Raw genomic sequence first — 15,565 nt, 5'->3', positions numbered from 1 at the left:
CGTCACAGTTAGTCTTTATTCTGGCATGGAACTGTCGCTTGAAATCAAACATATTAAGCCGACTCTCTCAATGAACAAAAGGTACAGGGATGAAATATCTGAACAGAACCGTTGGATTAACCTGCTTAATACTGAGTGCTCCACTGGCAGCAAACGAAGAAACCGCAGAGCAAGAATCCACAGAGCAAGAATCCACTTTTGAACCTGGCTGGCAATTTGTGTTATCGGCCAACGTTGGCGTGGGTAGTGAACAATCTCAGCTCAATACTGATGATGATAATAAAACCACCGATTCATTGCAGAGCAGTGGTAAATCAACCTCTGGTTTTGGCCTGTTCCCTTTTGTCCGAGTTGAGTACACCTTAGATAGCGGAAACACCCAGTTTTACTTAGGACAAAGTGAAGATCAGGTCGCCAGTGAACAGTTCCAAGCCGAAATTGGGGTGAATCACTATATGGAAGGCGTAGGTTTATTGAACGCCGCGTATTTCCCAAAAGTTCCTGGGGTCAGTGAAGTGTGGGAAGATGCTTATTTGGTCGGCTCTGCTCGTAAAAAAACCGGGTCAAATGCACATGGTGGCCGGATTGCTTATTCGCCTGAATTGATTTTGCCGCTAACCATTCGATACGCATTCGTACAATATGAAGTGGAAAACGACAAGCTAGGTAAAGGGCAGAACCTGTCGGCTGAGAACATGAAAATGCTAGAAAGAAACAGCCTATATCAAAGGGTGGGGGTTGAAACCGTCGTGCCGATTAGCGACAACATCGCCCTGTTACCTGCAGTGAGATACACCATTCGAGACGCAGATGGTAAAGCCCATAGCTTTAAAGAGCTTGGTGGAGAGCTTGGGCTGCATATGTCCTTTGGAAAGCACAATTTTGTTACTCATGCAGGCTTTGCCAAACGCGGTTTTGACGCCAACAACCCAGTATTTGATAAGAAACAAGATACCACGATTACTAATTTATTCGGGCTGTATGCCTACGAACAACCTTTTGGCTGGGAAGATGTCAGTGTGAGTGTGATCGGTGGGATCAGCAATGAAGATTCAGACATCAACTTCCATGATGTGAAATCGACCTACATTTCAACCGGTGTGAATTACTACTTTTAAATCCAATACCCAAGTGACGTAAGTCTCTTGGGTATCCTTCTTTTATTCATGCTGTCTTTAGGTTTATTCCATATTCTTGTGTTCAAATTAGCTTGTGCTATTGCGCAGCTTAGGATCGTCGCTGAGGTATTCAACAAACTCTACTTCAAAGCCTGAAGGGTCAACGAAGTAGACGTTTTTGCGATAAGGCTCTGTTGCTCCCGGGTTCACAATAGAAAAACCGGCTTGGGTTAGTCTCTCGGTTACGCCTTGAATGTCATGAGTTACGTACGCAAAATGAGCAAGCCTATCGCTAACCGTCTTGAGCCGGGTAAGCGTCAGGCTATGAGTCGGTCTATTAAGAATAACAAAGATCGTTTTTTCTACTGAATTGGGAGATTAATATCAACTTCGAAATATTGATCGTCTGGTTTAAGCAATTTATATGAATCAAACCGAATTCTATTGTCCAAGCTATAACCGCTGTTAGGCAACCAGACATTAAATACACCTTTATAATCATGGGAAATGACACTTGGGCTGCCTTTAGCTGAATAAGATGCAAACTTCCCACCTTTAATAATACGGGTATCGGTAGTGATATGTGGCGGTAAGAGAATATCTGAATCTATTTTTATACAAATATCATAGATACAACGATGTCTATCTGTGATGTTTGGGTCGCTATAACATACATCAATTAACTGTGAATGGTCATGGACTAGGTTACTATGTTCATCAATGAACTTTGGCCAATGATGGATAAGATCGTCGTAGTCTCCAATGTAGCGTCGGTAAAGTACTCGTATATCCTCAAGGTCTCTAATTACCACACTTTTATTATAGTATTCAAAATTTTGGTATAGAATTTCTTTCCCGTCGACATGGCTTACCAAGTCAAATTTCTTTTCTTTCTTGAGTTTTCTAAATTTTGCTGGAGAGATCCCGTGGTGCTTAGTAAATGCTGAGCTGTAGTTGGATGAGCTGTATCCGTAGCCTAAGCCGATATTAGTAATACTATTGCTTGTATTAGTACCTAGCACGATAGCACTGTCTTCCATCTTCAGGCGTTTGATTAACGAGTAAATACTCTCGCCAGTAGATTTCTTAAATAACCGACTAAAGTGAAATTTTGACAAATTGCAATGACTTGCAACTTCTTCTACACCTAGGTCACAGGTTAGATTGTTGAAAATGTACTCAATGGCATTGTTAATGGTTTTATTTGCAATTTCCATATAAAGGTCGTTTCGTATATCAGTAATTTGTTTCTGTGCGACTAGATACTTCCTCCTAGTATTCTCTGCCATTTAATTTTGGAAAGAAAAAGCACAAATTCAGAAGTAAAGAGATATCAAATATCGTACTATCACAGCTTGGTAATGATAATGATTATCATATCAAAAAGGAAGGACGTTGGGGAAGCCGCTTTGAAATTAATAAATGGATGTGCTTGTTGTTTAAACCAGTTGCTGGGCGAGTGTCAGGTAACCGTAAGTATTAGGAATAAAAAAACAGCATGACCCAGTTTTCTCAATCTGTTCCTGAGTGCAAAACACTAACCTATGAAAAAAAAGGAAAATTTGACCAAGTAGAGATAGTTTGGAACGACAAAGATGTCCCTCGTATTCGAGCAGATAACTATGAAAGTTTAGGGTTTGGTTATGGTTATGCACATGCCCGAGATAGGCTGATTGAACTCGTAGGGCAGGCGATTGCAATGCGTGGTCAGCGCTCTAGATATTATGGGCCAGAAGCCTTCTCGACCTTAGGATTCCTCAAAACGACCAACCTCAATTCTGATTTAATGTTCAAGCTCAGGGTTCCTAACGAATGGGTAAAAGAAGAGTTTGAACGGCTAAATAGAGAGACTCAAGATTATATCTTTGGTTATGTAAATGGCCTAAATTACTTTGTTGATCATCTATCAGAGACACAATATCAGCAGATCGTTGGCCAAGAACCTATGGTTCGATTTGAAGTCGACGACGTTGTACGCTTTACCATGCGCTTTGGGGTAATGAAGGAGTTGATTGAAATTGGCCCACATCTAGTTGCAACAGCCAATTGCATTAACACAAGCACTCCGACCGATAGGGTTTCGTTCCATCGCACGCCAGTTGAAGTCGAAGGGGGCTTTGGTAGCAATGCGTGGGCCTACGGGGGCGATGTAGTTGAAGGTGGGAGTGCCATTTTGCTTGGTAATCCTCATTCAGCTTGGCAAAGAAACTCGCATCAATTACGTATTTACATGCACCAGTGCCACCTCACGATTCCGGGAGTACTTGATGTAGCCGGCACCACTTTCTTAGGCTTTCCGTTACCTCTGACGGGGTACAATGCCGATGTCTCTTGGAGCATCTTGGATGCAGCAACCGTAACGCCATACGTTATGCAGCTTATGGACGTTAAGCTGGAACAAGACTCGATTAAGTATTTGGTGGATGGTGACTACCAATCTGCGACTATACGCAGCATCGAGATTGAAACCTTGCAAGAATCAGGTGATATTACCATTCAATCCTATCAGTTTGCACAGTCACATTTAGGGACCCTTTTCCAGCTTCCTCGAACGCCAAATAAGCCACCGGGTTGGTATGCAATTACTAATCCCGGTGAGAGAAATGCTAAGGGCTTGGATCAGTTTTTATCGGCGGCGAAGGCACGTTCAACCAGAGAGTTTATCGAGCAGATAGAGCAGTACCGCGGAGTGCTGTGTCAGCTTGTTATCGCAGACAAGCATGGTGATGTGGGGTATGTGGTAGCGGGTAACGTTCCACCGATCACTGACGAAGCGATGGCAAGCGCTCATTTAGGGGTTGAAGGCGTTGCGTTTAACGTCTTGGATGGTAGCCAAACAAAAAATTCGTTCCGTGATCAAAACCAGAGACCACTGCAAGCCGCTACATCATTTTATCCCAACATCATCTCTCGTGGCATCATTCATAATACCAACAATAGCTATAAGTACAGCGAATTTGGTCAGCAGCAGCCTGATTATCCATCGGTATTTGGTCAACACAAACAGCAGCGTACATTGGCAGCGGCTAGGCTCGACTATGATCCTCGCCTGATAATGTCGTATAAGCGAATGCAGGAGATCAGCTTGAACGGCAAGATAAATGCTCTGCAGGCGCTAGAGGTCGTGTTTGATAACCGAAACTATGCTGCTGAGACGTTTCTTGATTGGATCCTGACTCTAGAGTCACATGATTGCTCAACGACAGCCAAGCAAGCATTTCAGGTATTAGCAAACTGGGATAGAAGGAACAACGCAGACAGTCGTGGGGCGCTATTGTTTCATCAGCTGTGGAGCAAGCTTGTTCAGGCCAAGCTGGTTAAGGTGACAGGCTTTGGTGACCCAGAAGTGGATTCAGAGATCTCAACCACTCCGCAAAGTCAGAAAGTGATATTGGCTGCACTGGAGCAATCCATTGCAGAGTTAAAGCAACTTAACTTTGCCTTGGATACTGCGTGGGGGAGTGTTCTCTATCAGGCGGCGGAAAACCAACACGTCGCAATGCATGGCGGATCTTATGAGCAAGGTATTCTCAATGGAGAAATGCCCGCCGAGTTAACCCATGATGGTTTTGACTACATCTTGTTTGGCACTGCTTATCTTCAGTTAACTCAATGGCAACATGGCATGATTTGCCCGCAGGTGTTATTGGCAGACGGTCAGCGCGATGGGGTTGATTCAAAAGCACGCACATGTCAGTTGCAGATGTTCCTTGATAAAAAACTGTACTCAATGCCTTTTAGCCCCCCCGCATTGGGAGAGCACCAAGATTACCGATAAAATTACGATTACCCGTGCTGATTTAGTTTTGTAATCTATTGAACTTAAATCTTTGTTATTAAACACATATTTATGAGTCTTAATTATTGATGAAAAAGATAATCTTAACTTTGGTCGCTGTACTCACAGTAACCGCTTCAGCAACTGCGTCAGCATGGCCCAAGAACTTTGTTAATGCCGATGGAAGCACGACAATTATTCCAGCTAAACCCGTTAGGGTGCTATCGACCTCAGTGACTGTTACAGGCACTTTACTTGCTATTGATGCACCATTAGTCGCAACAGCGACAGATACGACTGGGGGATTTTTTGGACAATGGCAGTCGGTTGCCAATCAACGTTCGGTGAAGAAATTGTGGCCTGCTGGTAGTGTGGATCTGGAATCTGCCTACCTTGAGCAACCAGATTTAATTGTGGTATCTAAATCTGGTGCAGACTCTGCGCTTAATCAGGTTAAAGAGCTTCGTTCTATTGCCCCAACCATTGTGGTCGATTACAGCATTCAATCGTGGCAGGAACTGGCCAAGCAACTGGGTGAAGCATTGGGCAATGAAAAGCATGTTGAAAAAACGGTCGCCGATTTTGAACAGTTGGTTAAGGATGCAAAGGTTCAATTAAACTTGCCAGAGGGCAGAGCCAACGTTATTAGCTACCATGGGCCGGGAGTGACCAGTGCTGTGGCAACATCAGAAGGGGCGCATGCGTTATTATTGTCGGCGTTGGGATTTGAACTCGAACCACCGGATCGTAATTGGCATTCGGGCCCAACTTTTCACAACGATTTTGTGTTAGTGAACTATGAGAAATTGACCGAGCTTAGGGCCGAAATGAGCTTTTTGCTTGAGGCTTCTGATGAGCGCGCTCAGGGTTTGATGTCCGACGTGGTACTAAAAAACTTACCATCGGTAGAAAACCATCAAGTGTATGGGCTAGGGGAGAACACCTTTCGAGTGGATCTCTATAGCTCGAGAGAGATCATCAAAAATATGCTTGCGCGATTTGGTCGCTAAAGTGTCAGAAGCGGCATTCCAATTGAAATGACTCAATTAGCTCATCCTATTGCTCGAAGAAATAAGCGACAAGTCAACATTGTGTTGATTGCTACCCTTATCAGTTTGCCAACTTTAATGCTAATCAGCATATTCATTGGCTCCCGAGATATTGCCGTGGCAACAACCCTTGAAGCTCTGTTTCATTTTGATGCCAACAACTCTCAGCATCTCATCGTTCACCATTTGCGAATTCCAAGGACCTTGCTGGCTGTGATAGTGGGCGCGGCGCTCGGTGTATCGGGTATCATAATGCAAGCGCTCACTCGCAACCCACTCGCTGAGCCTGGGATCCTTGGTGTGAATGCAGGAGCGATGACTATGATCGTGCTGGGTATTTCCATATTTGGAATGACGAGCCTATCAAGTTATGTGTGGTTAGGATTGTTAGGCGCGGCGATGACAGGGTTTATGGTTTACCTTATTGCTGGAAAAGGGCGAAAGGTCGATGCAGTGAGAGTCGTCTTATCAGGTACGGCGTTGACGATTATGCTCTTGGCTATTACCAGCCTAATCACCATTAATAGCCATCAAGACGTATTTCACCAGTATCGCCATTGGTCGGTCGGGTCGTTACAAGGGCGTGGCTATGATGTGTTGTATCCTGTTTCACTATTTATTGCTGTTGGGCTGTTGTTATCGTTGGCATTAGCTAAGCCGCTAGATTCAATTGTTCTGGGTTTTGAAAAAGGTCTGACACTTGGAGTCAATCCGGCATTGATCTGGGGTGGTTCATTTATTGTTGTGACAATATTGGCGGGTAGCGCGACGGCAGCTGCGGGTCCAATTAGCTTTCTTGGTTTGACCGCCCCCCATATCACCAAGTTAATCGTTGGCACCGATCATAAAAAGCTCCTCCCTGCCTCTATGTCGATTTCAGCGTTATTGCTCCTCATTGCCGATATATTGGGGCGTATCGTCGGTTACCCAAATGAAATAAGTGCCGGGATCATGGTGGCATTAATTGGTGGGCCATTTTTCTTGTACTTGATTAGGCGTTAGTGTGTTGACCGTTACTAAAGTGCTTTCTTCTCGACATTTGTATGCCTTGCGATGCAAGTCAGTGTCCGTCGTGGTGAATATAAAGAATGTATCGATCGCAGCAATCATGGTTTTGAGTTTATGCGTTCTTACTCTGTTCGCCCTGAGTGTGGGTAAATTACCCATCACTATTCATCAAGTTTTGGAGATGCTGCTGTCTTCAGAGCGCGCTGAAGCGGGATTTCAAGCCAAAATATTATGGGATATCCGTCTGCCTAGGGTCATTACTGCTGTGTCAGCTGGTGCAGCGCTAGGAGTTTCTGGTGCGGTCTTCCAGTCTATCTCCCGCAATCCATTAGGCTCTCCCGATATTATAGGGTTTACTTCAGGAGCTGCTGCTGGGGCGCTAATTCAGATCATATATTTTTCTGGTGGTTCTATTGAAGTCGCTATTGGCGCGATTGTCGGCGGGCTTGCCACCGCTGCGGTAGTACTGGCTCTATCTTATCAACGCGGCACCATCAAGCGTCAAAATCTGGTATTAACCGGTATTGGTGTTGGTGCAATACTCAGCGCATTTAACGGCCTGTTACTGGTAAAGGGAGATATAGATAGCGCTATTACAGGCAATCTATGGCTGGCTGGGTCGCTGCATGCCCGAACATGGGATCACGCCCTTCCCGTTTTAATAGGGTGCGTTTTGCTTCTGCCGTTAGTCAAGCTATTTTCCGCGGCAATATCTGGGCTAGAGCTTGGGGAATTACGAGCCCAGTCGATAGGGATTCGGGTGTTAAAACTGCGCTTGATTATGACGCTAATAGGTGTCGCACTCGCAGCGTTGGTAACTGCATCTACTGGGCCTATTGCTTTTATCGCCTTGGCGGCCCCGCAACTGGTGATTCGGTTAAGAAACACGGCAAACTTACCCATTATTTCATCTGCAGTGATGGGTGCGCTGATACTGCTTATCGCCGACCTTATTACGCAACTAATGCCCATTGATGTGAACTTACCTATAGGGAGAGTGTGCGGAATTATTGGTGGGTTTTATTTACTTTGGCTTATTACTAGAAGCCGATAACTCAGTACTTATTATGACTAATTTTGATTCCGAAATGGATGGACATCCAACACTCAGCGCTGAAAATCTAACGCTTGGATATGGCTCAAAAATCATATGTGAGGCGCTCGATGTCACGATACCGAGTGGGAAATTAACGGTCATCGTTGGGCCAAATGGCTGCGGAAAATCGACGCTTCTAAAATGCCTATGCCGATTGCTAAAGCCAAAGCAGGGGCATGTAATCCTAAATGGTGAACAGATCCAGCGCATACCAAGCAAAGAGATCGCGAAATTGTTAGGCTTTCTGCCCCAAAGTTCTTCTACGCCAGAACGGGTTACGGTAGCAGAGTTAGTTGCACGTGGTCGCCATGCTCATCAAGGGTTATTTAGCCAATGGAGCATAGAAGACGAACACGCAGTAAAGCAAGCGATGCATGTTACACGTATCGAAGCGTTTGCCGATCATACAGTTGACGCCCTGTCTGGTGGGCAATTGCAGCGGGTCTGGATTGCGATGCTACTGGCACAGCAAACGCCAATTCTAATGTTAGATGAGCCAACGACCTATTTAGATATTTCCCACCAACTTGAATTGCTTGAACTCTTTAAAAAGCTCAAGCAAAAACTGGGCAATACCGTTGTTGCAGTACTGCATGATCTTAATCAAGCCTGCCGTTACGCCGACAACCTGATTGTATTAAGTGGTGGGAAAATTGTTGCTCAAGGCCCCCCAAACGAACTGATGACCGAGTCCTTGGTTAAGCAAGTGTTCGGTTTAGATAGCCTAATAATGCCAGACCCAGTGACTGGTTCCCCGATGGTTGTGCCCAAAGCACCTTTGATACCTGATGTGTGTGAGCAGTAGTTGACTCGATAACAGGTTTCGCTTATCTCGCGATTGCTGCAATCTCCGACACCCGAATAACTAGCCCGATCGAAAAGCACAAATTCAGAAGTATGTACTGATAACCCTTAGTAATATACGTGCAGTAAATGAGAATGGTTATCAAAGGCATAATGCATATGACGCGATAACTAGGCCATACGAGTCAAGGACATGCGCTACTAAAAGTAAGCCAATATCTGGGCTAAATGTACTTATATAGAGCATGACCTTATTACTATTGCCACGTGGCATACGTGTCGAAACTTAACAAAGCAGTGCGAAGCCGTATCCACCACGAACTGACAATCGAGGTAATGCAAGCGACAAGGGCTTGCAATACGGCGATCGGCAAACTCTAGGAGAATGACCAAATGGAATTATTGCGCATGGGGCGCTTAGCAAACAGCCAACCGAACAGACACCCTATCAGTACCCTCGCAGCATCAATTGCCGTTGCATGTTTTGGTATGCAGGCGGGGCTTGCCGTTGCCGCTGAAGAGACCAAAGAAGGTGTCGTTCCTTCTATGGTGGTATACGGTGACAAATCTGAACGTTCACTCCAAGAAACCAGCGCAAGTGTTGTCGTTTATGACCAAGACTCAATGCAGGAGAAGGGCATTAATACGACTCAGGACTTACTGAGAATGAGCCCAAACATTGTTGATACTGGCTATGGCAACCAGATTGCGACAGTACGAGGGGTTGATGGTTCTGGCCCTGGCGTGGGTGCCGCTGCTTTCATTTCCGGTTCAAAGCCTAGGCTAAATGTCTCTTTAGATGGACGAGCACTGACCTACAATGAACTCGCCTATGGGCAAAACTCAATGTGGGATGTACAGCAGGCAGAGGTTTATCTTGGCCCGCAAAGCTATATCCAAGGTCGAAACTCCATTGCCGGAACGGTCGTATTGAAATCTAACGCGCCCGTTTTTGAGCGTCAATTTTCAGTTAAAGGCGGTTTGGGAAATAATAGTTTCCAGCAGACCGCCATCGTATATAACGATGTTCTTGTGGATGATCAGGTCGCCTTTCGTATCAGTGCTGATAGGCAGTATCAAGAAAGTGCCGTAGCACTGGTTAGCTATGCACCTGCAGGAAATTCCAAAGAAATTGAGTCAAATATCATTCGAGCTAAGTTACTGGTCGAGCCAAGTAAAATCCCAGAACTGTCTTCAACACTGAGCATTTCTCGTAATGACCATCGTGCTCCGCAGGGAGAGTATGAGCCTGATGACTCGCCGTTTGCCCCATTCCCTTCGAAGCGTCCGGTGTCTGAAGGCAATTCGAATAGCTACGTTTGGGACGTAACTTATGGTCTCACATCTAACGTTGAGCTAGCATTTAACACCAATTATACCGACTTTGAAATTAAACGTATTGTTCCAACTGGTGATAGATTCACTGCAGAAATTAAAGGTAAGGAATACCATATTGAGCCAACGCTTAGATATGTTTCTGATTCTGAGCAACTGGATCTTTTAGTTGGGGCAAGATACTTCAGTAACAACCAAGATGACTTTATTGATGGCATGGGTTCATACGAGGATCAAACCAAGACCCAATCGGCTTACTTACAAGCCATTTATAACCTAACCCCAAGCCTGGTACTCACGGCAGTCGGCCGTTATGAAAGTGAGAAACGTTTTAGGCAAGGGGGGGATGGTCCGTTTGCTCTGAAGCTTGATAAGACCTATAACGACTTCTTACCTAAGCTCGCCTTAGCGTGGAACTCAGATGAAAATAACACCTTTGGTGTGAGTGCCTCAAAAGGGTTTGGGTCCGGTGGCGCCGGGGTTGATTTCATTGCACGAAAAACGTACACGTTTGATGAGGAATCTGTTTGGAACTATGAATTCTTTACGCGTCACCGCTTAATGGATCAAAGCCTTCAATTGACAACCAATGTGTTCTATAACGATTACGACAATTTACAACAATTAACCGGCGCAGAGATCTCGAACTTGGATGAGGCAAAGTCTTATGGTGCCGAAGCCACAATGGATTGGTATGCAACACAAGACTTGAGTGTCTTTGCAAACATGGGCCTATTGAAAACTAAAATTAGTGATAGAGCCAAGAGCGTCTATGAGGGCAAAGAATTTGCACGTGCGCCAGGGGTGACAGGAGCCGCTGGATTGAACTACTGGCTAGGTGATTTTGAGCTTAATGGTAATGTTCAGTACGTTGGTGATTACTACTCAACGACAGACAATGACGAAGTTGGAAAGATCTCTGGCTATACAACGGTCAATGCTTCGATTGCCTATGTGTTCGACTATGGTCATGCCAAGCTATTTGCGAACAACCTGTTCGATTCGAACGACGTCATCCTCTACGAAGCCCGAGGACAGGTATATACAGACTCTCCGCTTCTACAAAAGTCGCGTACAGTGGGTTTATTGGTACAGCTTGACTTCTAAACCTAAACGCAGACCAGCATTGATGATGCTGGCCTCTTTTTGAATTCAGATCCCCTAGTGTACTTTCAATTTATGAGTTGAGTCGCTTCCTAACCCACGCACCTCTGGTGTTAAAAATAAATCAATTCTTACGCTACTTTAGAGTGCTCTTTTATGTATCAAAATTTAGCTTTTTCTGACGTACACGACAAAAAAATTGAAATTGATAGTGGCCTGTTATTGGGAAGCGTTAACCGCAATACCAAGATCTCCGTTTTTAAGGGCATTCCTTTTGCTGCACCGCCTGTCGGTAATTTACGTTGGGCTGCACCTGAACCTATTGAAAAGTGGCAAGGGGTACGCAGAGCCAAAGAATATGGCGCATCAAGTATCCAAACGTTGCCTGAAAAAGGGTCTTTCTATCAAAAAGAATTTTTGCCTAAACCTCATGCTTATGATGAGGATTGTTTATATCTCAACGTATGGGCGCCCGAAGTCAGAACTAATGAACGAGTACCCGTATTGGTGTGGTTTTACCCCGGCGGCTTTGTTTGGGGGTCGGGCAGCGATGACTCAATTGATGGGACAGCACTTGCAAGAAAAGGTGCAGTTGTGGTTACCATAAACTACCGTGTTGGTGTCTTGGGATTTATGGCACACCCAGAATTAACAAAGGAATCGCCTAATAACACATCCGGAAATTATGGCCTACTTGATCAAATTTCAGCGTTAAAATGGGTGCAGCGTAATATCACTCAGTTTGGTGGTGACAAAACTAACGTCACGATTTCTGGGCTGTCAGCGGGTGCCATTAGCGCGCACCTTTTGTCTGCATCACCGAGGGCAAAGGGGTTATTTCACAAAATTATTGCACAAAGTGGCTCAGTCTTTGCGATGAAAGGGCATGCAACGCTTGAAAACAACGAAGCAGCCGGTATTCGATACGCTAACAGTTTAGGTGTGAGCTCAATTAATCAACTTAGAAAGTTCTCACCTGAAGAATTGATGGCGAAACCCTATAAAGCATGGCCCGTTGTAGATGGTTGGCTACTACCGGAGAGCGTATCTAAGGCGTATGAAAAAGGTCAGCAAATGGATGTACCTATGCTCATTGGTGGCACATCAGAGGAGGCGGCGACCATACCGCATGATGTAATCACACTAGACACACTTGAATTCTGGGCGAAAAGCTTATTTGGTGATTACGCAGAAGAATATCTGAAACTCAATCCAGCCAAGACAGATGAACAAGCTAGAGACAACTTTGTTTCAGCAAAAACCGAGTCAATCCACTGGGCGACGCGAAAGTGGGCAAAACAGCAAAAAAATTCGGGTAGCGAGCCTATCTATCTTTATTCATTTAGCAAAGCCCCTCCAGGTGAGTTTAGCGCACTGCATGGCGCCTATCATATGGGAGATTTAGTTTATGCTTTTAACAATCTTGATGCCGTCGATAGACCTTGGACCCAAGAGGATAGGGAGCTGGCTGAGTTGATGTCGAGCGCTTGGTTTAATTTTGCTAAAACAGGCAATCCGAATGGTGGTAGCTTACCTCTATGGCCTACATACTCGAATAAAGATGACGTCATCATGGTTTTTGACAGTAAAACCGAAGCCAAAGTTGATAAACGAGAAACGGCTTTACACCGCTTATACGATAAGGAATTTTCAAAAAATAAAGGTTATTTGAAGCATCTTTGAATGCAATCTAAGACTTAAATGGTGGCATTACATTTTTCGAGGCAAAAGGCTGCGTAGGCAAGGATCCTATGAACACCAAAAAAGCCATAAATGGACTGTTTGGGGGGATTTTTCAACTTGTAAGATTCCTAAGGTGTCTGTCCCGCCATTTCCAGATACGACTATTACCAATTTATTTGGTGTGTATACTTACGAACAACCCTTTGGCTGGGAAGACGTCAGTGCGAGCGTTATTGGTGGTGTCAGCAATGAAGATTCAGACATCAACTTCCATGATGTGAAATCGACCTACATTTCAACCGGTGTGAATTACTACTTTTAAATCCAATACCCAAGTGACGTAAGTCTCTTGGGTATCCTTCTTTTATTCATGCTGTCTTTAGGTTTATGCCATATTCTTGTGTTCAAATTAGTTTGTGCTATTGCGCAGCTTAGGATCGTCGCTGAGGTATTCAACAAACTCTACTTCAAAGCCTGAAGGGTCAACGAAGTAGACGTTTTTGCGATAAGGCTCTGTTGCTCCCGGGTTCACAATAGAAAAACCGGCTTGGGTTAGCCTCTCGGTTACGCCTTGAATGTCATGGGTTACGTACGCAAAGTGAGCAAGCCCCACTTGATGCCCGGCTAACTCCCTGTTTTCACCTTCGCCATGATCACTCAAAGCAAGATACTGATATTCATCACCAAAATGCAGCCAGTTACGAGGTTTACCAGCCCATTCTCCCTTGCCCTCATCACGGACGTACCAATGTGGAAAGGCCGCTTGATAGAATTTCAGCATCTCAGGAATGTCTTTCACGACTAGATTTACATGTTCAAGTTTGATCATACGTTTCTCCCTTACGTGTATTTTTAATCAACATGGACATGATAAAACCTCAAGTTAACCTTAGGTAAAGGGTTAATTTGAATTTTCGATATCGCCGCCGCTGAAAAAGAGAATAAAGCCTCATGGAGAGATCAAGAGCTTGGATTGAGTCCCAATGCTCAATAATCCTACCTTCTTCGATTCGGCAGGTGTCGATAAAATTCATCCCTTTTTGATCGTTTCCTCTGCCTTCTTTATCTAACGTGGCATGAGAATGGAAGATCACGTAATCGCAATCGACGTATATATGCTTTACGTCGTAAGTGTAGCCGGAGTACTCCTCGACAAATTCCTCAAGAAAGGCAACTAAGCCCGTTACTTTGTCGGGTAAGTTTCTATTAGGCGCAGGCTTTCACCATTGCTTTGCTAACTCTTTTGTTTGCAGTAAAGGCGAACGCTATGGATGCCACATTGTTGCTGGGCTTAGTTCTCGCGGCGTTAGCCGGAATTGGATCAGCACTGATTTCTCTTAAGTCGAATGCTAAGTTTATGGGTGATTTATCTATTGATGAGATCTTGGCGTTTCGTTTTCTATTATCAGGTGTTGTCGCGACTGAGGTGGCCTTTTCTACGGGTGCGAGTATTGGTGGGGAAGTAGGGGTAATAGAGGTGTTCGTGCTTTCTGTGTTTGGTTTCGTACTTCCATTCTTTTTACTTCAGAAGGGTATGGAGGTTACTAAGCCTGTGCTGACGGTCTGTATGACTGTCAGTCATCCCCGCTATTTCTTACTTGTTTGAATCGAAGGCGTTGTATTCAAAGCCTTCGATTCAAGAAGTGGGATTGATAAGCAGCTCGGTGGCCTTGAGCGTTTGGTTCTCGATATCGGACATTATAAAAACTCGAACTTAATCGGTTTCTGTGAAAGCTCAATCAAGGGTTTGGAAGGTGGGAAAGATGAGTCGGTGTGCTTGCGCTGACTCGGAGGTGGACAAAAGTTTGCCTGTGATTTTTCTAAATTAGCAATATATGAATAATTACAAGTATGGAAAATCACTTAATTAACTGCCCAGTATTTCTATTTCAGAGCACTTATTTCAGAAGAAGTTACAATCCACGGACTGGGAGGGAAAGAACCATCCCGTTTTCAGTCAGGCTTTTTACTCTATAGCTAGTAAAGGTATTAAAACGCTTGTGCAGCGAGAACCCATAACGAGAATAAAAAGCATGATTACAATCTTCATCAGTCCATAGGAACACGATTTTTAACTTGTTGCTTCGACAAAAATTTAGGTAGCGATCCATTAACTGTTTACCTAACCCTTGCCCCTGATAAGCTTGGCTCACAATAAACAGGTTAACCTCACCATCAAAGAGGCTTGCATCTTTTTCCCCTAGAACATCGTTCATCGCGAATCGTGCTAGCTCTCTGTTCGCCACTTCTTTATTACCGAAGTGTCCACTCTGAATCTTCTTATTTTTCCATTTGTTATTGAGCCTGTCTTTTCTGGAAAATTTGAGCTCTTCGATAAACGAAGTATCTTCTTTGCTCCCAAATAGAATACCGATCACTTGTTCGTGTTCATCAACAATGACGTCCAAATGATGATTCCAGTTGAGGCAGGTTTTTAAGTAATACTCGTAGATAATTCTGTTGCAAGGAACGTCCATAAAGCTTGAGTGGAAGTTCCAAGTTGACATGACAAGGTCTACACAGCCAAAGAAGTGTTTTTCTTCATAAGGTACAAATCGATTTGTTTTCGCAGACATACACTCTCCCGTGC

The 15,565-nt window shown here is 44.4% G+C and carries 13 protein-coding genes and 2 pseudogenes; 10 read left to right on the top strand and 5 right to left on the bottom strand.

From position 1 onward, the window contains the following. Positions 1 to 89 precede the first annotated feature (89 nt). Positions 90 to 1,118, top strand: a complete 1,029-nt coding sequence (locus VTAP4600_RS19350; RefSeq protein WP_102524423.1) for a DUF2860 family protein — start codon at positions 90 to 92, stop codon at positions 1,116 to 1,118. A gap of 87 nt (positions 1,119 to 1,205) precedes the next feature. Here the strand turns inward: VTAP4600_RS19350 and VTAP4600_RS19345 are convergent. Together VTAP4600_RS19345 and VTAP4600_RS19340 are read right to left on the bottom strand one after the other, a co-directional pair. Continuing rightward, a pseudogene (locus VTAP4600_RS19345) lies at positions 1,206 to 1,403 on the bottom strand (VOC family protein); the annotation flags it as partial. Positions 1,404 to 1,480: 77 nt separating this feature from the next. Then, positions 1,481 to 2,335 (bottom strand): AraC family transcriptional regulator, encoded by an 855-nt coding sequence (locus VTAP4600_RS19340; protein ID WP_102524422.1) that lies wholly within the window; start codon positions 2,333 to 2,335, stop codon positions 1,481 to 1,483. A 281-nt stretch (positions 2,336 to 2,616) separates the two neighbouring features. Between VTAP4600_RS19340 and VTAP4600_RS19335 the strand changes: the two genes are divergently transcribed. From VTAP4600_RS19335 to VTAP4600_RS26000, 8 genes are all read left to right on the top strand, one after another. Continuing rightward, the gene (locus VTAP4600_RS19335) at positions 2,617 to 4,896 is read left to right on the top strand and encodes a penicillin acylase family protein (protein ID WP_102524421.1); all 2,280 of its coding nucleotides are present in this window, start codon (positions 2,617 to 2,619) and stop codon (positions 4,894 to 4,896) included. Between the two features lie 89 nt (positions 4,897 to 4,985). Continuing rightward, positions 4,986 to 5,906, top strand: coding sequence for a Fe2+-enterobactin ABC transporter substrate-binding protein (gene fepB, locus VTAP4600_RS19330; protein WP_102524420.1), 921 nt, complete (start codon positions 4,986 to 4,988; stop codon positions 5,904 to 5,906). A gap of 117 nt (positions 5,907 to 6,023) precedes the next feature. Further along, positions 6,024 to 6,947 carry a FecCD family ABC transporter permease gene (locus VTAP4600_RS19325; protein ID WP_415239702.1) on the top strand — a complete coding sequence of 308 codons (924 nt, stop codon included), beginning with the start codon at positions 6,024 to 6,026 and terminating at the stop codon, positions 6,945 to 6,947. A gap of 1 nt (position 6,948) precedes the next feature. Further along, positions 6,949 to 8,007: a FecCD family ABC transporter permease gene (locus VTAP4600_RS19320; RefSeq protein WP_102524418.1), complete on the top strand. Its 1,059-nt coding sequence runs from the start codon at positions 6,949 to 6,951 to the stop codon at positions 8,005 to 8,007. A gap of 34 nt (positions 8,008 to 8,041) precedes the next feature. Beyond that, positions 8,042 to 8,854, top strand: coding sequence for an ABC transporter ATP-binding protein (locus VTAP4600_RS19315; RefSeq protein ID WP_102525452.1), 813 nt, complete (start codon positions 8,042 to 8,044; stop codon positions 8,852 to 8,854). A gap of 392 nt (positions 8,855 to 9,246) precedes the next feature. Next, positions 9,247 to 11,295: a TonB-dependent receptor gene (locus tag VTAP4600_RS19310; protein ID WP_102524417.1), complete on the top strand. Its 2,049-nt coding sequence runs from the start codon at positions 9,247 to 9,249 to the stop codon at positions 11,293 to 11,295. Between the two features lie 153 nt (positions 11,296 to 11,448). Further along, entirely contained in the window at positions 11,449 to 12,975 is a 1,527-nt protein-coding gene (locus VTAP4600_RS19305; protein WP_102524416.1) for a carboxylesterase/lipase family protein, read from the top strand. A gap of 133 nt (positions 12,976 to 13,108) precedes the next feature. Further along, the gene (locus tag VTAP4600_RS26000; protein ID WP_172443180.1) at positions 13,109 to 13,297 is read left to right on the top strand and encodes a DUF2860 family protein; all 189 of its coding nucleotides are present in this window, start codon (positions 13,109 to 13,111) and stop codon (positions 13,295 to 13,297) included. Positions 13,298 to 13,384: 87 nt separating this feature from the next. Here the strand turns inward: VTAP4600_RS26000 and VTAP4600_RS19295 are convergent, their stop codons facing one another. Beyond that, a complete protein-coding gene (locus VTAP4600_RS19295; protein ID WP_102524414.1) occupies positions 13,385 to 13,804 on the bottom strand; it encodes a VOC family protein in 420 nt (139 codons plus the stop codon). Positions 13,805 to 13,876: 72 nt separating this feature from the next. Continuing rightward, a pseudogene (locus VTAP4600_RS19290) lies at positions 13,877 to 14,183 on the bottom strand (nuclear transport factor 2 family protein); the annotation flags it as partial. Between the two features lie 59 nt (positions 14,184 to 14,242). Between VTAP4600_RS19290 and VTAP4600_RS19285 the strand changes: the two are divergent. After that, positions 14,243 to 14,581: a hypothetical protein gene (locus tag VTAP4600_RS19285; RefSeq protein WP_102524413.1), complete on the top strand. Its 339-nt coding sequence runs from the start codon at positions 14,243 to 14,245 to the stop codon at positions 14,579 to 14,581. A 307-nt stretch (positions 14,582 to 14,888) separates the two neighbouring features. Here VTAP4600_RS19285 and VTAP4600_RS19280 read toward each other — a convergent pair whose 3' ends face one another. Then, the gene (locus VTAP4600_RS19280) at positions 14,889 to 15,551 is read right to left on the bottom strand and encodes a GNAT family N-acetyltransferase (RefSeq protein WP_102524412.1); all 663 of its coding nucleotides are present in this window, start codon (positions 15,549 to 15,551) and stop codon (positions 14,889 to 14,891) included. Positions 15,552 to 15,565: the final 14 nt, after the last annotated feature.

This window comes from Vibrio tapetis subsp. tapetis (assembly GCF_900233005.1).
In the GTDB taxonomy this organism is placed as follows: domain Bacteria; phylum Pseudomonadota; class Gammaproteobacteria; order Enterobacterales; family Vibrionaceae; genus Vibrio; species Vibrio tapetis.
This window is presented reverse-complemented; position numbering and strand designations above follow the sequence as displayed.

What these genes read in the sequence shown, in the direction of transcription:
- VTAP4600_RS19350 (WP_102524423.1), top strand. Translation starts at nt 90, where the DNA reads ATGAAATATCTGAACAGAACCGTTGGATTAACCTGCTTAATACTGAGT.
- VTAP4600_RS19340 (WP_102524422.1), bottom strand. Translation starts at nt 2,335, where the DNA reads ATGGAAATTGCAAATAAAACCATTAACAATGCCATTGAGTACATTTTC.
- VTAP4600_RS19335 (WP_102524421.1), top strand. Translation starts at nt 2,617, where the DNA reads ATGACCCAGTTTTCTCAATCTGTTCCTGAGTGCAAAACACTAACCTAT.
- fepB (WP_102524420.1), top strand. Translation starts at nt 4,986, where the DNA reads ATGAAAAAGATAATCTTAACTTTGGTCGCTGTACTCACAGTAACCGCT.
- VTAP4600_RS19325 (WP_415239702.1), top strand. Translation starts at nt 6,024, where the DNA reads ATGCTAATCAGCATATTCATTGGCTCCCGAGATATTGCCGTGGCAACA.
- VTAP4600_RS19315 (WP_102525452.1), top strand. Translation starts at nt 8,042, where the DNA reads ATGGATGGACATCCAACACTCAGCGCTGAAAATCTAACGCTTGGATAT.
- VTAP4600_RS19310 (WP_102524417.1), top strand. Translation starts at nt 9,247, where the DNA reads ATGGAATTATTGCGCATGGGGCGCTTAGCAAACAGCCAACCGAACAGA.
- VTAP4600_RS19305 (WP_102524416.1), top strand. Translation starts at nt 11,449, where the DNA reads ATGTATCAAAATTTAGCTTTTTCTGACGTACACGACAAAAAAATTGAA.
- VTAP4600_RS19295 (WP_102524414.1), bottom strand. Translation starts at nt 13,804, where the DNA reads ATGATCAAACTTGAACATGTAAATCTAGTCGTGAAAGACATTCCTGAG.
- VTAP4600_RS19285 (WP_102524413.1), top strand. Translation starts at nt 14,243, where the DNA reads ATGGATGCCACATTGTTGCTGGGCTTAGTTCTCGCGGCGTTAGCCGGA.
- VTAP4600_RS19280 (WP_102524412.1), bottom strand. Translation starts at nt 15,551, where the DNA reads ATGTCTGCGAAAACAAATCGATTTGTACCTTATGAAGAAAAACACTTC.